Consider the following 22,539-nt stretch of genomic DNA (forward strand, 5'->3'; position numbering starts at 1 on the left):
TTTCATCGGTTGGAAGCAGCAAAATGATCTAACTCTTTGAAATTTTGCAATTCTGGACGAAAGCCCTTACGACGGCTTTCGATCGATCCTGAAGATCCACGCCAGCACCATCAGTGCAACCACGCCCGCCAAAATGGCGAGCGTCAGGAGATAGAACAGGGAATATTCGAAAAGACTCGGAACGAGCCGCAGCGCGCGACCCAACACCGTCGGTGACCGACGCCAATCCGGCAGTTCGTCCCGGTTGAAAGCTTCCAAACGACGAGCAAAGAACTGCATAAATCGCTGCCTTCGTGGAACCCGTCCATTAACCATGGACGAATACATGTTGCGTCGCAACAGTGGCGACACCGAGGCGGCGGCTCGCATTCGACCTTAGCTATGGTGTGCAGGATGCGGCTCGACTACGTCCCCGCGGATCCCCCCATCACCACCAGCGGTGGAAGTGGTGCACAGGCCCCCGCCCTTCGCCCACCGACAAGGCATTCGCTGCGGAAAGCGCCGCGTGCAGGTAGGCCTTTGCGTCGCGCACCGCGTCCACCAATGGCCGTCCGAGCGCGAGACCGGCAGCGATGGCCGCCGAAAGCGTGCAGCCCGTGCCGTGATCGTTGATCGTCTCGATCCTGTCTGCCGGGAGGCGGACAATCCTGTTGCCGTCAAAGAAGAGGTCGATTGCCTCGCTGCCCTGCCGGTGGCCACCCTTGACCAGGACGGAACGGGCACCGGTCTTGAGAATGACTTCGGCCTGCCGCGCAATCTCCGTCTCATCCTCGGCGATGGAACGGCCGGTCAGCAATGCGGCTTCCGGCAGGTTTGGCGTGGCGACCAGCGCCAGCGGCAAGAGTTCATCGACCAGCGCCGCCACGGCGTCCGGGCGCAGCAACCGGTCGCCGGAAGTCGCCACCATGACCGGATCGACAACGGCCTGCTTGCCGAAGCGGCGCAACCCGCCGGCAATGGCGGCGATTGTCTCCTGACGAGAGACCATGCCGATCTTGACGGCAGCGACGTCGAGATCGGAAAGGACCGCATCGATCTGTGCCGTGACGATTTCCGGTGCAAGGTCGGCAACGGCGGTGACGCCCTTCGTATTTTGCGCCGTCACGGCGGTGATGACGCTCGCGCCATAGACACCGAGAGCGGAGAAAGTCTTTAGGTCAGCCTGTATGCCGGCCCCACCGCCGGAATCGGAGCCGGCTATGGTCAGCGCGATTGCACTCATCGGATTTGCACCACGACAACAGATGGAAACGGAGGAAAGCGCATCTTGGTCGGTCTCCAGATTGGAAAATCACGGAGATCCAGGAAATCGCGAAGAAGTGGCTAGAGCGCCGCAAAGGCCCTGTTCCCGTTCCTACGCCGGCATGACCCGGATCAGGTTCAAAGGGTCCGGCTCACCGCCGTCTCAGCACCGCTCGGTGCTCCCCTCGGAATATTGGCATTGTATCGGACAGCGGCGCCTATCTGTCAACAAAGCCGCTTCACGCCAAGACCGACTGGTCGAGCACGACTGACGGTATCTCGCTATGCCTTCTGGTGCGTGAAGGCTAACGATGCGCTGCGCCCGATCCGACGCAGGCGGTCGACGTCGAGACCGTCTCTCGCACTTGCCGATATGCCCGCCAACACCGCCGTCACATAGTCGGCGATCTCGTCCGCACGGTCTGTCTCCCGGCGGGCGATGGCATCGCGCACCACCTGCCGGCTCTGACGCCAGAGCGCCTTTGCCATGTCGCAGGCGGCGGCATCGGTACCGCCACGCGCACCTTCGATGACCAGACAACCGGTTGCGCCTGGATCTGCGGTATAGGCAACCGCCGCCGCCTCGAACAAAGCCGCGAGCGCCTCGTCCAACGATTTTTCCGGCGCGAGCAGCCGCTCAAAGTCCAGCCCCTCCGTCTTCGCGTAGCGCTCCAGCGCACGCCCATAGAGATCGGCCTTGCTGCCGAATGCGGCATAGAAGCTCGGCGGATTGATCCCGAGGGCCCCCGTCAGGTCCGTAAGACTGACCGCGTCATACCCCCGCTGATGGAACATCGCCTGCGCCTTGCCAACGGCTTCGTCGACGTCAAAGGCACGGGGCCGACCGCGCGGTTTCGTCTTTTTTGTATCAATCACTACAAAATTCCTTGCACTCACCTCCGATTACATTTATGTAGCGCTTACTACACTTTTTCTCAAGGAGAGAACCATGGCAAATTTCAATGGCAAGAAAGTCTTGGTCATCGGCGGCAGCCGGGGCATCGGTGCGGCAATCGTCCGGCGCTTCGCCGGTGATGGCGCGACCGTTGCCTTCACCTATGCTGGAGCGACTGAGGCGGCAAAGGCGCTGGCTTCGGAAACCGGCGCGGCTGCGATCCGGTCCGATGCCGCGGACCGGGACGCTGTCATCAACGTCGTGAAGGATCAAGGCGCGCTCGATGTACTTGTGGTGAACGCGGGAACCCTGGTGCTTGGCGATCCGCTTGAGGTGGATGCGGATGCGGTCGACCGGATGATCGACGTGAATGTGCGAGCGCCCTACCACGCGGCGGTCGAAGCCGCACGACAGATGCCCGAAGGCGGTCGCATCATCATCGTCGGCTCGGTAAACGGCGACCGAATGCCCTTCGCCGGCGGAGCGGCCTATGCACTGACAAAGTCAGCCGTGCAGGGCATGGCCCGCGGTCTCGCCCGAGATTTCGGCGCCAGGGGCATAACTGTCAATGTCATCCAGCCCGGACCGACGTCGACGGACATGAATCCGGAAGACGGCCCGATGAGCGACTTCATGCACAGCTTCATGGCGATAGCGCCACGGCCGCCCGGAGGAAGTCGCCGGCCTTGCGGCCTATCTCGCCGGCCCCGAAGCCGGTTTCACGACGGGAGCGCTCCATACCATCGACGGCGGCTTTGGCGCCTAACTCGCCGTCATGATCCGACCCCGTGCGGCGGTGGTAGCCGGCACGGGGTTGTGGCCTTTCGGCAATACATCCGGACACGCGCAAAACGGGCCCGCAATGCGGCCACGCCGTTGCGAAAGCTGCACATTTTGACGAATCCGGCCCTCCACGACAGATCGTGATTGGACTTCGGCACGCGCAAGAGTCACCTTTATAGCGGGCTGAATTCGGAACTGGGGCGGAGCAACTATCGTCTGAATGGAGGCCAAAATGAAGCACCATGCACTCGAGCAACTGCAGATCGTCGCAGAGGTCAAACAGGACTTCCCGCGCCGGCTTACAACGCGCGCAGAGCGTCTGGAACGCTGGGCGGAACTCCTGGAACAAATTCCGCACAGACACCTCTCGACGCTGCACGAGACCGAGTACCAACCGGCCAGAGTGCGTGCGACCATGCGCGGCGACGACTCGCCGATCTCGGTCGCATTCAAGGATCCCGTCCTGCGGGCGGCCGGAATGGAAAATGACACTTATGGCGAAGCAAAGCGGTTCTTCGAACTGAGCGACGAGCAATTGCACAGGGTTATCTGCTACTGCCACTTCGGTGCAACGGTGAGCGCTGCGACGGCAGCCCGTCACATCCGCTCGGCGATCGCCGGGAAGCAGACAGGCCTGTTCGCGCGTCTGCGCGCCATATTTGTCGGTTGAGGCCAGCCGGCCACGCTTTGCGGGCACTGGTTGAAGCGGTTGGCCGCTTGGCGTGACCGCAAAGCAGATGCTCATGGCTGGCACGCTTGTATTACAACCCGGCCGCTTCGGCCGGGATGAGAGCGTTTGGTCTCCTGGGCTACTGTCGGGGCCCGCCTGTGGCCCCGTCTCTTCATGCGCGCGGAGATTCGCCACTCGCGGCAGCCGCCGTTACATCGGTTTTCCGCGTGGTGTACGAGATAAGCCAATCGTTTCGCGGCAGAAGAACGCTCGTGCGGCGATCTAGTCTCCTGCCCCCTCCACATCGCGACCAGTTTGCGCAACCGCCTCCAGTCGGGTGGCAAACTCGCGTCTCAACGTCCGGCGTAACTCGGCCGCGCGGTGTCGGCGCTGGTCAGTTGCCGTCTCGGGATACCACTGCGGCACTTCAACCGGGCGGCCGCTGCTGTCCACGGCCACCATGGTGAAATAGCAGGAATTCGTATGCCGCCGGGTCCCGGCACGAATATCCTCCGCCTCCACGCGAATGCCGACCTCCATGGACGTCCGGCCGGCATAATTGATCGAGGCGCGGAAGGTCACCAGTTCGCCCACGTGGATGGGTTCCTTGAAAATCACCTGGTCGACGGACAACGTCACTGCATATTGCTTGGAAAAGCGCGAGGCACAGGAGAAGGCCACGCGATCGAGCAGATTGAGGAGCGCACCGCCGTGTACCTTGCCACTGAAGTTGGCCATGTCCGGCGTCATCAGAACCGTCATTTCAAGGCGTCGCGCATCCAGCTCGTTCGATGTCATGGATCCCTGTCCTCTCGTTTTCACCACTATGGCCGAAACATCATGCCGCGCATAGGCAGCAGCATCAGCCTTTGCACCCCAAAACCATCGCGGCCCGCCGACTTGTTGCCCGGCGGTGAAAGTGCTTCACCGAATGCGGGCATTCTCACTTTCGCTTGTCATTGTAGGGTCCTACTGCACGAATCCCTAATCGGAACCGATTTAGGGAATCACGCAGTAATTCAAAGTGTTACAGCGCGTCTGACAAGACGCGCGGCGCTGTAGCGAGAAGGGAGAGAGCGATGGCAAATTATTAAGAGACGATCAGTCTTGCCCACGAAGGCGCAATGACTGCACTGGCGGCCGCGGTGCGCCACGCAGAGAGTATCGGCGTTCCGCAATGCGTCTTCATCGTCGACGCAAGCGGAGAGACGATCGCCAGCATCCGCATGGATGGTGCGAAATATCTCAGCATGCATACCGCCCGCGCCAAGGCCCGCACTGCAGCTTCGATCAACGGGCCGACCGGTGCAATGGCGGTCGAGTTCGGGGTTGCTGCGGGGATAGCATCGCAGGGCGGCGTGACGCATCTTGCAGGCGGCCTGCCCATTCGCTTCGGGGGCAAACTCGCCGGTGCCATCGGGGTCGGTTCCGGCACCGGTGAGCAGGATTTCGAAGTAGCCCGCGCGGCCTTGAAGACAATCGGCGCCGATCCAATCTGAGAGCTCAAGTAAGCACCGCACTCGCGGGTCTAACCTTTAACTGCACCCGCGGTCAAAGATGCCGAGATCTGCCGGTACATCAACAGGCCCAGCAAGGCGGGAGGCAGCGCCCCGAGCAGCATGACGGCGGAGGCGGTGCCCCATTGCACGCCTCCGCCGCTCGCGGCGAAGAAGAACGACGCTCCGACGGTCATCGGAACCGCCCGGCTCGTCGTCAGCATCAGGCCGAAAAGGAACTCGTTCCAGGCGGTGATGAACCCGAAGATGAAGGTCGTGACCAGGGCCGGACGCACCACCGGACGGATGATCTTCAACATGACCTGCCAGGAACTGGCGCCGTCCATTTTTGCCGCCTCATCGAGCTCCGACGGCACGTCGGAGATCGCGTTGACGAGGATGACGAGCGCCAGCGGCGTGTTGACGATCGTCAGGATCAGGCCGAGGCCGAGCTGTGTGTCGAGCAGCCCCAGCCACTGGTACATCATATAGAGCGGGATCGCGAAGATGATCAGCGGCACGGCGCGCAGATTGATGATCAGAGGCAGCAACGTGCGCTTTCCCGCCTCGCTCCGGGCGATGGCATAGGCGGCCGGAAAGGCGAGCGCAATCGCCAGCCCCGTACCGATCAGCGAGGCGACGGTGCTGTTGATGAGATAGCCGTAGATGTTGAAACGGTCGGTCTCGCCCAGCACCCGCGTGTAGTTTTCGAGCGTCGGTTCGCCGATCCAGAACCCCGGGTTGAACGACAGTTCGCGCGCGCTCTTGAACGACGTGATTACCGTGACGATGACGGGAAAGTTCATCGCAAGCACGGCAATCGAGAAGACAAGCCAGCGCAGCAGATTAAGCATCGATCAGCGCCTCCCGCGGCCGGTTATCCAGTTGAGGCCGTAAAGCACGGCGAGCGACGCGAGGAAAAGCACGACGGATGCCGCAACGGCCTTGCCGATCGCCCCGCCCTTGAAGAAGGCCTGGTAGATATAGATCGAGAGCGAGGTCGTCGAACCACCCGCCCCGCTGCCTGTGAGCGCGTAGACGTTGTCAAACACGCGGAAGCCGTCGATGAAGCGGATGAAGAAGGCAATCACCAGCGTCGGCAGCATCAATGGCAATTCGATCCACCAGAGCGCCTTCAGCGCTGACGCGCCATCAAGTGAGGCGGCTTCGCGGACCTCGAGTGGTATCGCGGCATAGGCCATGTAAAAGAGCAGGAAGGCGAATGGCGTCCATTGCAGGATTTCGACGACGAGCAGCGTTCGGAAGGCGTTGTTAACGTCGAGGAAGGCCGGGCTGTCGCCGAACCATTCGAACAGATAATAGGGCACCGGGCCGGCGAACTCGTGCAGGACAAGCCGATACATGAGGCCGATCATCGCCGGAGCGACCATCAGCGGCAGCATCAGCGGCGCCATCAGGTACGACCGCTTCGCCAGCAGCGGCGTGAGGAAAACTGCCAGAAAAAGTCCGATCAGGTATTCGGCGAGTGCCGTCAACACGCCGAACCGCATGGAAAAGGAGACGGCGCCCCAGAATTCGCGGTCGGCAAGCACCGCCGCGTAATTGCCGAAACCGCTGAGGCTCGGACTGCGCAATGTCTCGAAGGAGACCGTCGAGATCGAATAGATGAGATTGACCGCCGCGGGAAAACCCAGAAAAAACAAGAGGAATCCCACGAGCGGCGTGAGATAGGCTCTGCCTTCGGCGCGGTTTACAATAGCCATTTCCATCCGCCAGCTGCACCGGACGCCGGGCTCTTGCCCGGAGTCCGGCTCAAAATCACTTCTTCAGCAGGTCCTGCATGCCGGTCTTTGTATGCGCCAGGGCATCTTCGAGACTTTGCTGGCCAGCCCAATAACCGGTGAATTCCTTTGCCTGCAGCTCGTAGACCGAAAGCGCGTTTGCCGAGGTGGCGCCATTCATCACGTAACCGTACTGGCTGGCGAATTCCCCAAGCTTGATGAGGTCCGGCCGCTCCTTTGCAACCTTGGCCGCGACGTCGGGAGCAAGCGCCGGCGAACCGCCGCTTTGGGCATAGAGCAAGGCGGCCTCTTCGGTGGCCAGCCATTTCAGGAACTTGACAGCGCCTTCCTTGTTCTTGGCATTCTTGTTGAGGCCGAGACCGAGGCCGTGGATATGGTCGGCGCGGCCATTCGGGCCGGCCGGAGGCGCGACGATCCCGGTGACAGCAGCAACCACAGGGGTCTTTTCCGTATTCGTCAAATCAGCGGCCGCGGCGTTCCATTGCAGCGCCGTCGCCGCCTGCCCGGAACCAAAGGCAGCGTTCGTCTCCGCATATTCGTAGCTTAGCGAATCCTTCGGCGAGGCACCGGCGTCGTAGAGCTTCTTGTAAAGCTCCAGGCCGGTCTTGTACGCGTCGGAATCGACCGCCACGTTGCCGTCCTGGTCCGTCCAATCCGCACCGTAGGAACGCGGCAGCGACTGGAAGACCATCATGTTGAAAAGCAGGTTCTTCATTTGCAGCACCGTGCCGTAGCGGACCGGGCTTTCGGAATTCACCTGCTTGCTGAAATAAAGCGTCGTCGCCGCCCAATCGTCCCAGGTCCAGCTGTCCGGATCCTTCGGCTGCAGATCCTTGCCGAGATGCTCCTTGGCGATTTCCGCATATTTCTTCTTGGCGGCATCGTCCTGCATCAGCGCGTCAACCAGGTCCTTGCGGTAGTACATGAAGTGCAGGGACAGGTCTGTTGGAACGCCATACTGCTTGCCATCGAACTGCATCGTCTTCAGCACGGACTCGCCGAACACCTTGCTGGCATCGGCGCCGAGATCTACCGGCTCCATGTAGGGCGCGTAACGGCCGATCGAATAGGTCGCGACGAGATTGACATCGAAGGCGTCGGAGCCAGCCGCCATGTCCGCCTGCAATTTGTCGAAGAAACCGTCGCGGTTGAAGAAGAGCAGTTCGACCTTGTCGGCATCGGCAATGCCGGACTGGGCGTTGTAGGCTTCGACGGTTGCGCGCAGCGCGGTCTCCTCCGAACCGCCGGGCCAACCGAGAACTGTCACCGTTGCGTGGGATATGCCCGGCAGGGCAACGCTTGCGAGAAGAACGGCCGCGGCCGAAAAAGACGTCCTGTTCAGTTTCATAGTTGTTCCCTTTCTTATCTTTTGACGTTCGAAATGCATGCGAGACAGCGTCGCTACCCGCCCTCTCCCGCGAGATCGGCGACGCCGACAATGCCCGCGCGGCTGCCGAGCTTGGCCGCGACGAGACGAGGGGCGAGGCGCGGAGCGACGTCCTGCAGATGATCTCGCATCTCATCGATGTAGCCGGCGGCAAGCCCGATACCGCCGCCGATGACGATCTGGTCCGGATCGAACATCAGCTGGATATCGCGACAGAGCGTTGCCACGCGAAGAGCCGATTGCGAAACGATCGCCCGCGCCCATGGCGCGCCCTGTCTCGCTCTTTGGAAAACCTCGGCGGCCTCCACTTCATGGCCGGCCTTCAGCGCTTCGGCGGCAATCCAACGGCCGGACGTCTCATCCTCCAACGGCGCACGCCCCTGCGACGGGCCGCGAATGAGACCGAAATGACCCGCCAGCCCCGAAAGCGGCCGGCCGTTGATGACGATGCCGCCTCCAATGCCGGTCGAGATGGTCAGAAAAACGAGGTTTCCGCCGGATCCGGCACCGAACTTATATTCGCCCCAGGCGGCTGCCTGCGCGTCGTTCATGGCGAAGACCGGCTTGCCTAAGAGGCGTTTCGCCCTGTCAACCAGATGATAGCCGTCGGGAATGCCGAGTGTCGCCGGATTGAGCGCCGACCAGTGCCCATCGCGAACAAGACCGGTGACTGCAAAACCAATGCGAGCATAACGGCCGCGCCATTGGGCCGTGCTCTCGGCGATGGCTTCGAGCCACCCATCGGGCCCCGCCTCGCGCGCGGTCGGGATGACGATCTCGTCGATGATCGCGGCACCCTTGACCAGTGCAGCCATTGTTTTCGTGCCGCCAATGTCGACAGCGAGCACCGTTTCCGCCGACCTTCCCTCCTGCCTGGTGGAGGCCTTCGCCACGGCCTCATGAAACCACGAAGTGACGTGCTCCGTGCGGGTGATGGCCGATCCCACGACGACCGCATAGGCGCCGGCCTTGACGGCGGCGGCCGCCTGCTCCGGCGAGCGGATGCGTCCCTCAGCAATGACATAAGGCGTGAGCCTCCGCATGGCCGCAATGAGCTCTATGTCCGGATCGACCGGTTCGGGGCCGCCCACATATCCGGAGAGCGTCGTGCCGACGAAGTCAACACCGGCAGCGAGCGCACGCTCGGCATCCTCCAGCGAGGAACAATCGGCCATCGTCAGCTTGCCCTTCGCCTTCACGGCCCGAACCAGCGCGTCGATCTCCGCCGGGCGCACCCGGTCCGTTGCATCGAAGGCAACGATGTCCGCGCCAGCGTCCGCCAGGGCCTCAGCGTCGGAGACGTAGGGCGTGATGCGCACGGGGCTGTCGGAAAGGTCGCGCTTGACGATGCCGATGATTGGCACTGTGACCGCGGAGCGCACGGCCTGTACATAGGCGACGGATTCAATACGCAGCGCGCAGGCGCCTGCATCGAGCGCCGCCTTGGCGAAGCCGGTCACGAACTCGGCATAGTCCATCGGACCTGCCGGAACCGGCTGGCATGAGACGATCAGGCCGTTCTTTATCTTTTCGCGATGCAATCGTGACACTCCCCTTCGGCATCACGATAGATAGAAAATACCAGATTACAACCAGTTTATGACTGGTATTATCGCTGCAGTTCAAACACGAAGTCGTAGACGTCGCCCTTGTAGCGTGTCTCGCAAAACTCGACGATCTGCCCGTCCGCGAGGAAGCAGCGTCGCTCGGTCATCAGCAGCGGCGCGCCGACATCGCAATTGAGGTGCTGCGCATCCTGCTCGCTGGCTGCTCTCGACCGCATCCTCTGGATCGCGCGCTGAGGTAGAAAACCCCGCGCCTCCAACGTCTCATAAAGGGAATCGCCGACGAGCGCTGGCGACGGCAAGAAGCGAACCGGGACTGCGGAAATCTCTACTGCGATCGGCACGGAATCCGCGGTTCGAACCCGTTTCATGCGAACGACATTGGCGTTGCCGGCAATCCCCAATGCCATCATCTCGGCCGGCGAGGGGCGGCTTATCTGCCTGGAAAGCCAGATGCATCCCGGCGTCAGGCCACGTGCGCGTATGTCCTCGGAAAAGCTCGTCAGCGTCGACAAGGATTTTTCGACGCGCGAACCGACTTCCGTGCGGAAGCCATGTCGGCGATTGAGCAGCCCCTCCTCTTCAAGCAGAGCGAGCGCTTTTCGCACGGTGACACGTGATAGCGAAAATGCATCGGCGATGACGCGCTCGCCCGGCAGGGCCGCACCAGCCCTCAAAGCGTTGGAGCGGATCGCGGCCTCGATCGCCGACTTCAATCGCTTGTAGAGCGGTGACCCGGGCGCTGCATCGGCGAGTTCCTTGCCTATCAGGTCGATGAAAAGATCGGTTTCCATTGCCACTCCACGCAAATTCTGCCGCCTGTGGATTTCGTCCACAAACGCTAGCTGGAGCTATACTGGTATTATCGTCTAAGCGCAAACCCGCCGAAGTGCCGGCGGGTTCATCTCGCCGGTTTCGCCGTCAGGCGCTTTCCGTAAGCGTGATCATCGATCCGCAAAAAGCGCACGACCCGTCATCGCCTCTGGCTGCCGGATCCCCATGAGCGCCAGAATGGTGGGGGCAACATCGGCGAGAATGCCGTCGCGCAGGCGCACGTCACGTGACGCGGCTGAAAGCAGGACGGGCACCGGATTGGTCGTATGAGCCGTGTGCGGCTCGCCATTTTCGGGATCGATCATCGTCTCGCAGTTGCCGTGGTCGGCGATGACCAGCATCGAGCCGCCCGCGCGAGCAACGGTCGCATCGATTTCACCGAGCGCGCCGTCGACTGTTTCCACCGCGAGAATGGCCGCATCCAGCTTACCGGTATGACCGACCATGTCCGGATTGGCGAAGTTCACGACCACCAGGTCGTAATGTCCGCTCTCGATCGCGGCAACGACCTTCGTCGTCAGTTCCGGGGCCGACATGGCGGGCTGCAGGTCATAGGTGGCGACTTTGGGCGAAGGAACGAGGATACGATCCTCGTGTTCATATGCGGCCTCGCGCCCGCCGTTCAGAAAATACGTCACATGCGGGTATTTTTCCGTTTCCGCCAGGTGGATTTGGGTCTTCCCTGCCTTTGCGACCGTCTCGCTCAATCCGTCATCGAGACGCTGAGGTGGAAACAAGGTGCGCATATACGGGTCGAGCTCTGATCCGTAGGAGACCATTCCAACGGCGATCGACAGTTCTGGGCGCCGCCCGCGCTCGAAGCCATCAAAGTCCGGAAACGTCAGGGCTGCCAGGATCTCGCGCACACGGTCCGACCGGAAGTTCGCACAGACAATCGCGTCCCCATCGCGAATGCCCGCATAGTCGGCGATGACGCTCGGGGGAATGAATTCATCCGTCTTGCCCTGGGCGGCCGCGGCATTGATTGCTTCCTCCGCAGTAGCAAAACGGTCCCCCTTGCCCAGGGCGATCGCCTGATAGGCGAGGCTGACCCGATCCCAGCGGTTGTCCCTGTCCATCGCATAGAACCGGCCGCTGACGGTGGCGACAACAGCATTGCCCGGAAGCTTCTGAGCGAGTTGGCGAAGATATGGCGCCGCCTGCCCCGGCTGCGTATCACGGCCGTCGGTGAACGCGTGAACGATCGGCCGCAGGCCCAGGCTCGCAAGGTCCCGGGCGACCGCCGCGACATGGTCCATGTGCGAATGCACGCCACCCGGCGAAATGAGACCGAGGATATGGCACGCGCCCCCCGTCCGCTTGAGCTTGTCCGGCAGCCGGCTTTCCGCAAGCAGATTGCGTAGCGTGCCGTCCGCGATTGCGGCATCGATGCGCGGCAGCTCCTGCATCACGATGCGCCCTGCCCCGATGTTCAGATGTCCCACTTCGGAATTGCCCATCTGCCCCTGGGGCAAGCCGACCGCCGGGCCATGGGTCGTCAGGAACGCGTGCGGACACGTTGCCCATAAACGATCGAAGTTCGGCGTCTTGGCGAGCAGGACGGCATTGCCCTCCGTCTCTTCCCGCCAACCCCATCCGTCCATGATCATCAGGACAGTCGGTTTCTTCTTGTCCAAGGTCATTCCCTCCGATCCAGTCCCGAGCTCATTCGGTGCCCGGGCGTATTGCATCCTTCAGCCGCGCTTCCAGGATAGCCAGGAAGGCCCGAAGCTTCTTTGGCACGAAACGGCTGCGCGGATAAAACGCCTTGATCACGCGGTGCGAGACGATTTCGCCGTCGAATACCGAAAGGAGCCTGCCGGCACGGATTTCTTCAACGACGCTATAAAGGGGAAGACGGGCGATGCCGGCGCCCTGAAGGGCCGCAAGAAGGATCGCGCTCTCGAAATTCGAATGAAACGTGCCGTCCACTTGCACGGTGATCTCTTCGTTGTCGAAGCGTGCACTCCAGATCCGCGGATCTGGCTTCTGCGTCGTGTGGATGAGGCAGTTGTGTTCCCGAAGGTCGACCGGCCTCATCGCTCTCGGCCGCTCGGCGAAGTAGGAAGGCGCGGCGCAAATAACATACGGCGCCGGCCCGAGCTTGCGTTCGAAGAGACCGGTGTGAAAGGACTCGTCGTCATCGAAATCGCGGCTGCCGATAACGACATCCACGCCGCGTTCCATCAGATTGACCGAGTAGGCGCTGACGGTGAGCTCAACCTTTATCGAAGGATATCGCGCGTTGAAATCGACGATTGCCGGCGCGACAAGCGCCTGACCGACGCCGGGGGTGCTGTGAACCCGCAGCGTGCCTATCAGTTCGCTGCTGAGCCCGCTCGCATCCGCCTTCGCGGCGTCGATTTCGGCGAGGATGCGTGTGCAATGATCGAAGAAGACACTCCCCGCATCGGTCAGAAAGACGGCATGCGTCGAGCGGTTGAGCAGGGTCAGCTTCAACGCCTCCTCAAGCTGGGAGACGTGCTTGCTCATATAGGACGGCGACTTCCCAAAGATCTTTGCGGCGGTCGTGAAGCTGCCATGCTGCACCACGCGCGTGAAGATCACGATGTCGTTGAGATCGAGTCCGTCGAAGCTCGATCTCGGCATGTCGGAAGTCTTGACCATCTCCGGCGTCTTGGCACAACTCTGCGCCGGGGACAATTCAAGAAAAGAGCAGCGACTTGATAACAACGGGAATAACCCCCGGCGGGTTCATAAACTCGCCGAGATCGACGAAATCCAGATCCTTGAGCCGCACGCCGTCGATGGAAATCAGGTGAGACTGGATGCCGAGCTCCCGGTCGAGGATGCGGCCGATCGTCTGGCCGACGTCGCCGTCGATCATCAGCACCAGTAACTCCTTGCGCCCGCCTTCCGGCGCGGCGACCATCTTGATCGCCTTGGCCATGGCGAGCAAGCGTTGGTAGTCCGGTGACCCGGCCCACGAGAAAGCGAGCGCCGTCACCGCGGAAACATCGTGATCCTGCCTGCCGGCACTTTCACGGAATGCTGCGGCGATTTCCTCCGGATCGATATCTTCGGAAAGCGCCTTCCCGAGATGAACCACCGGGATGTTGTGCTTCGGTAAGGCTTCGGCGCCATTCATGTAGAGCGTCTTGCCGCTCACCTGGACGGTAAATTGCGAGGCGCCGATGACGGTCGCGCGAATGCGTTGCCCGGCATCGACGATCGGTATCTCGATCAGCGGCTTGAGCTGCTCGATGATCTCGCTGGCTAGGTCCCGCGCTATATCGCCATGGTCATTCTGCTCGTAGTCGAAAATGTATTCGGAGACGCCACCGGAAAAGGTGATGTAGGTGGGCTGGACAGACCGTTCGAGAGGCTCTGTCAGGAGAAGGCGCTCGCCCAGCGCGTCGAGCGGCTCCCCGAGAATCTCATCAACCGCAGCCGCAGCCAGGCGCTTTGCAACAGCGCGGCGGTTCTCGGCGCTGGCAATCGTCGCGGGATCCGTACCAAGCCCAAGTTCCTCGGCAACGATCCGGGCAGAATCGTCAACGCGCGACCAGGTACCCTGGCTATCCTGTGCCAGCAATCGCCCGCCGACGGCGAAGGCCGCGACGCTTATGATTTCTCCCTTGTCGATCAGGGCAAGCTTTGTCGTGCCGCCGCCGACATCGACGTGCAGGCCACAGGCATCCCTTTTCTTCGAGAGCGCGGTTGCGCCCGAACCATGGGCCGCGAGCATGCATTCGAGCTTGTGGCCGGCGGTCGCACAGACGAAGCGGCCGGACTCGTTTGCAAAGATCTCGTCGATCGCCCGCGCGTTCTTTCGCTTGATCGCCTCGCCGGTCAGGATGACGGCGCCGGTGTCGATGTGGCTGCGCTTGTAACCGGCATCGTGATAGCAGTGCTGGAAAAAGTGCCTCAACTCGTGCGCGTCGATCGTCCCGTCCGGCAGAAATGGCGTGAGCAGGATCGGCGAGCGCCAGACCACCCGCCGGTCGACGACCACGAACCGGCTGGAAAGATCGTCCGTCTCCCGCCGCAGCACGACATTTGCAAACAAGAGGTGAGAGGTGGAGCTGCCGATATCGATGCCGACCGTCAAGAGGTCGACGCTTTCCTGCTTCCACAGCCAATCCGCGATCTGCTGACGTTCGCTGTCAGACAGATTGTCATGCTCGTGGTCGAAATCGAGATCGTGCACGCAACTCCTCCTTCTCTACAGCGCCGCGCGTATCAACCCGCAAAGACGCTGTAACACCATGAACTGCCGCATGATTTTGTCCTTAGAGCGGCTCCGATTTAAGGAATCATGGAGTGAAGCCGAACCCCGACCCGGCTTCACTCCCTGCCCCCGTCTTACGTCGCCGGACCGGCAAGGATCGGCGTCTGGATAACGCCCGTCAGGCTCTCCTTCGGCAGGGCCATGATCGCCGCTTCGTCGAAGATGTCGCCCATGGCCGACGGAACACCGGTCTTCTGCAGTTCCTCGAGGAACTTGCGATGCACGCGCGGATCCTGATCCTCGTATTCGATCTGCCGTCCGCCGTCCTTGACCGAAGTCGCTCCGCCGCCTTCCGCACTCTTGCGCCGCAGCGAGATGAACGGGTAACGCCGGCTGCCGAGACTGCAGGCGACATAACGCGCCGGCTGGTCGCAGGTGTTGAAATGCTGATGGTACATCCAAAACGGCGGCGTATACATGAAGCCGTGGCGCCACGGGATCTCCTTGAACTCGGAGTCACCCTCGTACCACATCAGCGAGTAGCCTTCGCCGTCGACGGCGTGAACGTGCGTTCCGGCGGCGTGGCGGTGCGCCTTCTTGTAGCGACCGACCGGCATTTGCGAAACGTGGGAATGCATCGTTCCATCCGCCAGCACGAAATTGACGTTGAGCGAGCCCTTGCCGCGCCCCTCGAATTCATAGAGCTTGAAGCTTGTCAGATCGTGGACGAAGTTGGTTTCCCAGATGTTCTGTACCTTTCGCGCCGATTCCAGGCCGTAGGAATAAAGCGCGCCCTCGCCTTCGAAATGCTTGGTTTGGCCGATGCGGTCCTTGAAAGCGAAATCGTTGTCAAAGACGAAATCGAGGTTGTGGTAGAGGTTGATCGTCAGCGGCGCATTGTTGGTGCAGGAGAGGCGCACCGTATCGACACCCGAACCGTTGTTGAACTGGTAGAGGCAGTTCAACGGGATAGCAAACAGCGCCTTCGGCCCCCACTCGAAGGTGCGGACCTCGCCGTTCGGAAGCCATACAGTCGTCGAACCATAGCCTGAGAGGACATAGAAGAAGGCTTCGTAAAGATGCTTGACCGGGCGTGTCTTGCGGCCGGGCAACACTTCGATGACGTAGTTCGCCATGAAGTCGCCCATGCCATGGGTATGCGCGAAGCAGCCGCGCGCATCGTAGCGATCCCACGGGCCGGTTTCGAGCGCGAGCAGGTCATGTCCGAGATCAAAATGGATCGGGATACCTTCACCCTTGGACCAATCCTTATAAGGATCTACGAGGAACTTGGTATTGCCGGGATCAGGAACCGCAACCGGTTCACCACTGAGCGGCTTTGTATCAACAGTACTGGCCATCTGGTTCACTTTCATTTGCCTTTGTCGTTCCGCACTCGGCGCGAACTATGAGTCTTTTGGGGCGGTATCGGTAGTGCGTTTTCGGAAAAGGCATTTTCCCGACACCACTGCCGACTCCAGCGCCGCACCCCCTCTCGGGCGGGAAAGAAGCCTACGTAACGCTTTGAATTGGCGGATAGTTTACCCTTAAGTCGGTTCCGATTTAAGGAATGGCGGCGGCACATCGCGCAAGGCGTCGATCGCGCCCAAGTTCTGGCATCACCAGATGAACGGACGGCGGCAAACCGCCGCCCGTCGAGCCGCAAAGCTCAGTTCCGCGACAGAAGGGTCTCTTTCAGAAACTCGACGACTTCGGGTTTCTGATCCAGTGCCGTCTTGACCGTTTCCGCAACCTCTTCGCCGACCTTCGGGTCCACCGGCAGGCTGAGCGACTTTGCCTTCTCCAGGAACTCCGGATCGGTTGTCGCGGCAGCGTAGGCGTCGCGCAACGCCTTCAGCCGGTCTTCAGGAATACCGGCGGGACCTGCCGTCAGGCGAGAAATGTTGCTTTGCGATGCCACCAGCGCAATCACCTTCTGCGCATCCTGATCGTCGACCAGCGAGGAGAGCTGCGGCACGTCCGTCTGCGAGCCGCCGATCTGGGCGATGAAGCGGCCATTGCCCTCGTCCACGAACTGCTGGAAGGAGGAACGCGAGGCGATGATCCCCTGCACTTCGCCCCGGCGCAAGGCGAGTTGGTCGTCGCTGCCGTTGTAGCCGGAAACGATCTGGATCGGCAGGTGGAGCGCGTTGACCAGCATCGTGGTCTCGATCGTCGAAGCGCTGCCGACACCGGCGGAAGCAAACCGGATCGGCTCCTTCAGAGCCTTGAGCTGTTCGTAGCTCTCGATGCCGGAATCCTTGCTCACGACGATTACGCGCGGGTCGGAAGAGACCTTTCCGATCCAGGACATGTCCGCGAGGTCGAACTTGATACCAGGGTCACCGCCGAGCTGCCCGTAGATGAGGCCGGTGTTGAAGGTACCGAAAGTCAGGCCATCCGGCTCGGAAGCGTAAATATAGTTCGCTCCGATCAGGTGACCGGCGCCGGGCATGTTCTGGACGACGAAGGTCGAGCCCGGCAGATATTTCTGCATGAACTGCGCCACGAGACGGCCATTGGTGTCGTAACCGCCGCCCGGTCCGGTCGCGACGATGTAATTGACCGTCTTGCCGTTGAAGAACTCCTTGCCTTCCTGCGCCCAAGCGCCGGTCGTCGAGATCGTAAGCAAAGCCGCGGTCGCGCAAGCAGCCATGCGAATTGAATGCCATTTCATTGTATTTTCCTCCCAGTTGAAGCTTGAGATTGCGCGCATCAGCCTTCGCTCAGCGCCTCTTTCAGAACGTTGATGACCTCCGGCGCCTGGTCCAAAGCCTTGTTAACCCGCGTTCCGACCTCGTCGCCGACCGCAGGATCGACGGGAAGACCGAGCGCGCGGGCTTTCTCGATGAATTCCGGATCAGACGTGGCGGCCTTGTAGGCGTCCCGGAGAGCCTTCAGGCGATCCTCCGGAATTCCGGCCGGGCCGGCCGAAAGGCGCGAGATTCCGCTTTGCGACTCGATGAGGGCGACGACCTGCTTTGCCGTCACGTCGTCGACCATCGAGGAGAGCTGCGGTACATCCGTCTCGGTGCCGCCGACCTGCGCGATGAAGCGGCCCTTGCCCTCATCGACGAACTGCTGAAATTCCGACCGGGATCCGATCACGCCCTGAACCTCACCCCGCATCATCGCGAGCTGGTCCTCGTTGCCGTTATAGCCGGAGACCACCTGGATCGGCAGCTTGAGCGCATTGACGAACATGGTCGCCTCGATCATCGAGGCGCTTCCCTTTCCGGCCGTCGCGAACTTGATCGGCTCCTTCAGGGCCTTCAGCTGTTCGTAGCTCTCGATCCCCGACTCCTTGGTGACGAGAATGATCCGCGGGTCGGATGCGACCTTACCGATCCAGGACATCTTCGTCAGGTCGAACTTGATGTTCTGGTCGCCACTGAGCTGACCGTAGAGCAGCCCGGTATTGAAGGTGCCGAAGGTCAGGCCATCCGGTTCGGAGGCATAGATGTAGTTCGTGCCCAGCAGGTGCCCGGCACCCGGCATGTTCTGCACGACGAAGGTCGAACCCGGCAGGTATTTCTGCATGTATTGTGCAACGAGACGTCCGTTGGTGTCGTACACACCGCCCGGCGCCGTCGCGACTATGTAGTTAACGGTCTTGCCGTTGAAGAACTCAACGCCATCCTCGGCCAGGGCGAGACCGGGCCATAGTGCCGACAAGATCGCAGCACCCGATACCGCGATGCGAAGTGTTTGAATTCCCATTAAATCCTCCCTTTGCCTTTCGGCGTAAGCTGCCGCTCTTGCGGACACCTGATTTCCGACAACATCTGCAAGCGACAAACCAAACCCGCTCACGGAGGCGCTGCCAACGTGAAACCATCCTTGCAGTGCACGTGGTGTTTCTTTTTGCGCGCGCCTGGAGGCGCGCTTTCTTTTCGAACCGCCTCCTCGCGGATCCTGGTCAGGCTGCTCCGATCCCGATCGTTTGCACCAGCCACGGCGTTACGAAGCCCGGATGAAGCTGGATCTGCAGCAGCGCGCCGAACATCAGGTAGAGCACCAGCGTCGCGACTGCCGCCAACGAGAACGCGAACCGCCACGACGCTTCGGCTTCCCTGCGAAGGAACGTCAGCAGCAACACAGGCACGCTCACATAGAACCCGAAGGTGAGGATTCCGGCGACAAAGGCCACGAAATAGACCCACATCAGGATTTCCTGCGAGACCGTGTGCGGTCCGAATTCCGGCAGTTCCGGCTCCAGACCGGCCTGCTGTGCCAGACCGGCCTGCGGCGCACCGTGGAATGCACTCTTCGACGTCGGCATCAAATCGATGCCGAGTTGGACGAGGCAAAGCGCGATGGCCGGCAGACCGACGATCAGGGGCATGAAGCGCGCCTTGGCCGGAAATTCCATCGACAGCCCCACCATGACGATGAAGAAGGCGAGCATGACGATGGTGAGCCAAGTGCTGAAGGAAAGGTTTTTCACGTGTTTATCTCCACGCTAGGCTGGCGATTGCCGGGCCGGAAATTGCGGTAGAAGGCGTAGACCATCAGCGCGACGATCATGCTGATGAGGACCAGCGACAGCGGGCGCAGGAAGAAGGAGTAACCCCACAGCTGCAGCGCCTGATGCAGCGACGCTTCCGCCTGGCCGCCGAGAACAAGGCCGATGACGAAGGGCGAGCGCGGCCAGCCGGCCCGCTGGAAGCCATAGCCGATCGCGCTGAAGAGCACGAGCACCACGAGGTTCTGCCACTGCACATCGCTGACGAAGCACCCGATCGTCACGAAGACGAGGATGAATGGGGCCAGCATGCGGCCATTGACGAAGGTCAGAACCGCGAGCCACCGACAGACGACAAGCAGCATGGCAACAGCAATGAGGTTGCCCACGACCAGCGCCCAGATCAGCGTCCAGACCAGATCGAGATGCTTGGTGACCATCATCGCGCCCGGCTGGATGCCGAGGATGAGGAAGGCGCCGAGCAGCACGGCCATGCCGGAGCTGCCGGGAATGCCGAAGAAGAGGGTCGGAAGCAGAGAGCCGCCTTCCTTGCCGTTGCTGGCGGTTTCCGGCGCGATGACGCCCTCGATCGCACCCTTGCCGAAGCGCTCCGGTGTCTTCGAACTCTGCACCGCATGGCCATAGCAGAGCCATGCTGCAGTCGAGCCACCGAGACCGGGGATCATCCCGATGACGGAGCCGATGACCGAGGTGCGGACCACGAGCCACCAGTGACGCGGGACTTCCATGACGCCGGAAAACAGCTGACGATAGGAGAAGGCCTTGTCCATCGGCACGGCCGAGATCGAACCGCCCTTGGTGGCCAGCGAAAGCATTTCCGGCACGGCGAACATGGCAAGCACAGCGGTGACGAGGCTGACGCCGTCCCACAGGAAAAGCATGTCGCCCGCATAGCGCGGCGTACCGGTGATCGGATCCATGCCGACAGTCGACAGCATGAGACCGTAAAAGCCGACGATCAGGCCTTTGACGATCTTGCTGCCGCTCGCGAGAAACGCGATGAAACTGATGCCGAGAAGGGCAATCAGGAAGAACTCGGCGGGGCTGAACATCAGGATGACCGGTTCCAGCACCGGAATCATGATCGCGAAAACGACCGCGCCGATGATGCCGCCGACACCTGAGGCGGTAATACTGGCGCCGAGTGCGCGGGCCGCCTGCCCCTGCTTGGCGAGGGGATAGCCGTCAAGCGTGGTTGCCGCATCGTCACCGTCACCGGGGATGCCGAACATGATACTCGATATCTGGCCGCTGGTGCCGTTGACGGCGTGCATGGTCAGCAGGAAAACGGCGCCCGCCACCATGTCCATGCCATAGACGAAGGGAATCGCCATGGCGATGGAGAGCTTGCCTCCGATCCCAGGCGTCACGCCGACGAGCAGTCCGAAGACAACCGCGATCAGCATGAGACCCATGGTGTGGGGGGTGCTCACAAGATTAAAGAGCGCCCCGAACATAGTCTCGATCATTTCTGGTTCCAATCCTCCCGTAGAATGGAGTTCCCGCCGATCAAATCGCGGCTCCATCGGGCAATCACTTGCGAACTCCTCCTGTAGACAGGGCGATTGCCATCACTCGCGCTGACCCCTGCCTATTGCGTGGTTTCATTAGTGTCATCACGGGGAACTTTGTCCAAAGCAAAAAATTATGCTTAGTCCAGTAGTTTTCGCGCGGACAGAAATTTGCGCGCTGATCAACGGCGCCGCTGCAGCCATGCGCAACCACACGTTTATCCATTTGATATCAGCGTGATTTTGTTTCTTTAGGAGATGATAATCTGCATCGGGACGACCATTCCGACCCATTCTGGTTGTGACCTCGTCAGGCGGGACAGGCTTCAGCTGGCACGCCCGTTGGACGTGTTCTGCGCAGAGGGGTACGCGTCGATAAATTTTTCTTAGTGCGCAGCTAAGGCGAAATGGCATGGACTTTCCGTGGCTTACGCCACTAGCATTCCAATGCTCACATGCGCGCAGGGCAAGCGCGCCGCGCCAATCGCATCTCTATCATTGCTCTCCCGCGGCTTCGGGCAGCCGAGGGGAGATTGCGGCTATCGGAGTACCAATGGACAAACCCGTCGGCGACATCGGTATGGAGAGGGAAGAGAATGTGACCTCTCTTGCCCTTCTCGCTTCGTTTCTGCGGCTCGGCGCCTCCTCTTTCGGTGGGGGAATGGCGGGCTGGACCCATCGCGAGATCGTCGAACGCCGCGGCTGGCTGACCGACGACGAGTTCCTCAAGACGCTGACCGTCGCCCAGATCATGCCGGGCGCCAATCCGGTCAACCTAGCCGTCTATATCGGCCTTAAACTGCGCGGCGTCGCCGGCGCCTGCATCGCACTTTTCGGCATGGTGCTTCCCGCCTTTGGGGTGATCCTGACCATGAGCGTCGTCTACCAGCAGCTCAGGTCCCATCCCGAGGCGCAGGCGGTGTTGCGTGGACTTGCCTGCGTTGGCATCGCCTCGTCATTGACGATGGGTATCAAGACCGCCCGCCGGCTGAAAGGACATGCGCTGCCTATTGCGATGGCGGTGGCCGTCTTCCTGATGGTCGGCGTTATGCGCTGGTCGCTGGTCGTCGTCGTCGCGGGCGCCATACCCGTCAGCGTGGCCGCCACATTCTGGATTGAACGGGAGAAAGCGCGTGGGTGACGACAAGCTGCTTAATCTGATTCTCCTCTGTATCCCGCTGTCCCTGGTTTCCTTCGGCGGGGGCCAGACGATCGTGGCGAGCCTCCAGCATCAGACCGTCGATATCCTGCATCTGCTGAGCGGCCCGCAGTTTACCGATCTCTACGCCATTTCGCGCGCAGCCCCCGGCCCCGGCACCTTGATCGTGGCGCTGATCGGATGGGAGGTCAGCGGGCTGTGGGGGGCAGTGCTCGCAACGCTGGCGATATTCATTCCCTCGTCCATCCTGCTCTGCATTCTGGGCAGCTATTGGCAGCGCCATCGCCACTCGGCCTGGGCGATTGCCGCGGAGAAGGGCCTCGCGCCCGTTGCCGTCGGCCTGATTTTCACCGGCGTTTTCGCCGTCGGCCAGTCGGCCAGGTTCACGCCGCTCGAACTGGCTACATCGCTTGGCGCGATTGCCGTCTTGCTGACGACGAAGACCGGCCCCTATCCGCTCCTTGGAGTTGTCGGTGTCAGCTATTTTCTGCTGAGCCTGGCCGGAATGGCCTGACCCTATCGCAAGCCCATGCGTGTCGAGTCGCGGCCTCACCGG

General features: G+C 61.3%; 21 protein-coding genes, 1 pseudogene and 1 riboswitch. Of the genes and pseudogenes, 5 read left to right on the top strand and 17 right to left on the bottom strand.

Annotated features, from left to right (window positions below):
- Window positions 1-66: 66 nt before the first annotated feature.
- The 3 genes from GHK62_RS05010 to GHK62_RS05020 form a co-directional block, all read right to left on the bottom strand.
- Window positions 67-279, bottom strand: coding sequence for a hypothetical protein (locus GHK62_RS05010; protein WP_153437220.1), 213 nt, complete (start codon window positions 277-279; stop codon window positions 67-69).
- 148 nt (window positions 280-427) lie between these two features.
- Entirely contained in the window at window positions 428-1,222 is a 795-nt protein-coding gene (gene thiD / locus GHK62_RS05015; RefSeq protein ID WP_153437221.1) for a bifunctional hydroxymethylpyrimidine kinase/phosphomethylpyrimidine kinase, read from the bottom strand.
- A 112-nt stretch (window positions 1,223-1,334) separates the two neighbouring features.
- Window positions 1,335-1,438, bottom strand: a riboswitch (TPP riboswitch).
- 86 nt (window positions 1,439-1,524) lie between these two features.
- The gene (locus tag GHK62_RS05020) at window positions 1,525-2,118 is read right to left on the bottom strand and encodes a TetR/AcrR family transcriptional regulator (protein ID WP_234886774.1); all 594 of its coding nucleotides are present in this window, start codon (window positions 2,116-2,118) and stop codon (window positions 1,525-1,527) included.
- Window positions 2,119-2,191: 73 nt separating this feature from the next.
- Between GHK62_RS05020 and bdcA the strand changes: the two are divergent.
- Together bdcA and GHK62_RS05030 are read left to right on the top strand one after the other, a co-directional pair.
- Window positions 2,192-2,903: pseudogene (gene bdcA, locus GHK62_RS05025) on the top strand (SDR family oxidoreductase).
- A 249-nt stretch (window positions 2,904-3,152) separates the two neighbouring features.
- A complete protein-coding gene (locus GHK62_RS05030) occupies window positions 3,153-3,590 on the top strand; it encodes a hypothetical protein (RefSeq protein WP_153437222.1) in 438 nt (145 codons plus the stop codon).
- Window positions 3,591-3,872: 282 nt separating this feature from the next.
- Here GHK62_RS05030 and GHK62_RS05035 read toward each other — a convergent pair whose 3' ends face one another.
- Complete coding sequence (locus GHK62_RS05035) at window positions 3,873-4,388, bottom strand: acyl-CoA thioesterase (RefSeq protein ID WP_153437223.1); 516 nt, start codon at window positions 4,386-4,388, stop codon at window positions 3,873-3,875.
- A 302-nt stretch (window positions 4,389-4,690) separates the two neighbouring features.
- On the opposite strand from GHK62_RS05035, the gene GHK62_RS05040 reads away from it, so the two are divergent.
- Window positions 4,691-5,089: a GlcG/HbpS family heme-binding protein gene (locus tag GHK62_RS05040; RefSeq protein ID WP_327791091.1), complete on the top strand. Its 399-nt coding sequence runs from the start codon at window positions 4,691-4,693 to the stop codon at window positions 5,087-5,089.
- Between the two features lie 29 nt (window positions 5,090-5,118).
- Here GHK62_RS05040 and GHK62_RS05045 read toward each other — a convergent pair whose 3' ends face one another.
- The 13 genes from GHK62_RS05045 to GHK62_RS05105 form a co-directional block, all read right to left on the bottom strand.
- Window positions 5,119-5,940, bottom strand: a complete 822-nt coding sequence (locus GHK62_RS05045) for a carbohydrate ABC transporter permease (RefSeq protein ID WP_153437225.1) — start codon at window positions 5,938-5,940, stop codon at window positions 5,119-5,121.
- 3 nt (window positions 5,941-5,943) lie between these two features.
- Window positions 5,944-6,810, bottom strand: a complete 867-nt coding sequence (locus tag GHK62_RS05050; protein WP_153437226.1) for a carbohydrate ABC transporter permease — start codon at window positions 6,808-6,810, stop codon at window positions 5,944-5,946.
- Between the two features lie 55 nt (window positions 6,811-6,865).
- Complete coding sequence (locus GHK62_RS05055) at window positions 6,866-8,197, bottom strand: extracellular solute-binding protein (protein ID WP_153437227.1); 1,332 nt, start codon at window positions 8,195-8,197, stop codon at window positions 6,866-6,868.
- 53 nt (window positions 8,198-8,250) lie between these two features.
- Complete coding sequence (locus tag GHK62_RS05060; RefSeq protein ID WP_153437228.1) at window positions 8,251-9,777, bottom strand: putative N-acetylmannosamine-6-phosphate 2-epimerase; 1,527 nt, start codon at window positions 9,775-9,777, stop codon at window positions 8,251-8,253.
- A 68-nt stretch (window positions 9,778-9,845) separates the two neighbouring features.
- On the bottom strand, window positions 9,846-10,595 hold the full coding sequence (locus GHK62_RS05065) for a GntR family transcriptional regulator (protein WP_153437229.1): 750 nt from the start codon (window positions 10,593-10,595) through the stop codon (window positions 9,846-9,848).
- Between the two features lie 150 nt (window positions 10,596-10,745).
- Window positions 10,746-12,272 carry a 2,3-bisphosphoglycerate-independent phosphoglycerate mutase gene (gene gpmI, locus GHK62_RS05070; protein ID WP_272950337.1) on the bottom strand — a complete coding sequence of 509 codons (1,527 nt, stop codon included), beginning with the start codon at window positions 12,270-12,272 and terminating at the stop codon, window positions 10,746-10,748.
- Between the two features lie 28 nt (window positions 12,273-12,300).
- Window positions 12,301-13,263, bottom strand: coding sequence for a LysR family transcriptional regulator (locus GHK62_RS05075; protein ID WP_153437231.1), 963 nt, complete (start codon window positions 13,261-13,263; stop codon window positions 12,301-12,303).
- A 37-nt stretch (window positions 13,264-13,300) separates the two neighbouring features.
- Window positions 13,301-14,806 (bottom strand): ethanolamine ammonia-lyase reactivating factor EutA, encoded by a 1,506-nt coding sequence (locus tag GHK62_RS05080; protein ID WP_202982036.1) that lies wholly within the window; start codon window positions 14,804-14,806, stop codon window positions 13,301-13,303.
- A gap of 155 nt (window positions 14,807-14,961) precedes the next feature.
- Complete coding sequence (locus tag GHK62_RS05085; protein ID WP_193571412.1) at window positions 14,962-16,188, bottom strand: cupin domain-containing protein; 1,227 nt, start codon at window positions 16,186-16,188, stop codon at window positions 14,962-14,964.
- Window positions 16,189-16,496: 308 nt separating this feature from the next.
- Complete coding sequence (locus GHK62_RS05090) at window positions 16,497-17,504, bottom strand: Bug family tripartite tricarboxylate transporter substrate binding protein (protein ID WP_167528152.1); 1,008 nt, start codon at window positions 17,502-17,504, stop codon at window positions 16,497-16,499.
- A 38-nt stretch (window positions 17,505-17,542) separates the two neighbouring features.
- Window positions 17,543-18,547 carry a Bug family tripartite tricarboxylate transporter substrate binding protein gene (locus GHK62_RS05095; protein ID WP_153437233.1) on the bottom strand — a complete coding sequence of 335 codons (1,005 nt, stop codon included), beginning with the start codon at window positions 18,545-18,547 and terminating at the stop codon, window positions 17,543-17,545.
- 199 nt (window positions 18,548-18,746) lie between these two features.
- On the bottom strand, window positions 18,747-19,274 hold the full coding sequence (locus GHK62_RS05100) for a tripartite tricarboxylate transporter TctB family protein (RefSeq protein ID WP_153437234.1): 528 nt from the start codon (window positions 19,272-19,274) through the stop codon (window positions 18,747-18,749).
- On the bottom strand, window positions 19,271-20,782 hold the full coding sequence (locus GHK62_RS05105) for a tripartite tricarboxylate transporter permease (RefSeq protein WP_167528153.1): 1,512 nt from the start codon (window positions 20,780-20,782) through the stop codon (window positions 19,271-19,273). Before GHK62_RS05105 ends, GHK62_RS05100 begins: the two co-directional genes overlap by 4 nt.
- A 595-nt stretch (window positions 20,783-21,377) precedes the next feature.
- Here GHK62_RS05105 and GHK62_RS05110 point away from each other — a divergent pair.
- On the top strand, window positions 21,378-21,965 hold the full coding sequence (locus GHK62_RS05110) for a chromate transporter (protein ID WP_167528154.1): 588 nt from the start codon (window positions 21,378-21,380) through the stop codon (window positions 21,963-21,965).
- Window positions 21,958-22,497, top strand: coding sequence for a chromate transporter (locus GHK62_RS05115; protein WP_167528155.1), 540 nt, complete (start codon window positions 21,958-21,960; stop codon window positions 22,495-22,497). Before GHK62_RS05110 ends, GHK62_RS05115 begins: the two co-directional genes overlap by 8 nt.
- The last annotated feature ends 42 nt before the right edge of the window (window positions 22,498-22,539 follow it).

Source organism: Sinorhizobium terangae (genome assembly GCF_009601505.1).
GTDB classification, from domain to species: Bacteria; Pseudomonadota; Alphaproteobacteria; order Rhizobiales; family Rhizobiaceae; genus Sinorhizobium; species Sinorhizobium terangae.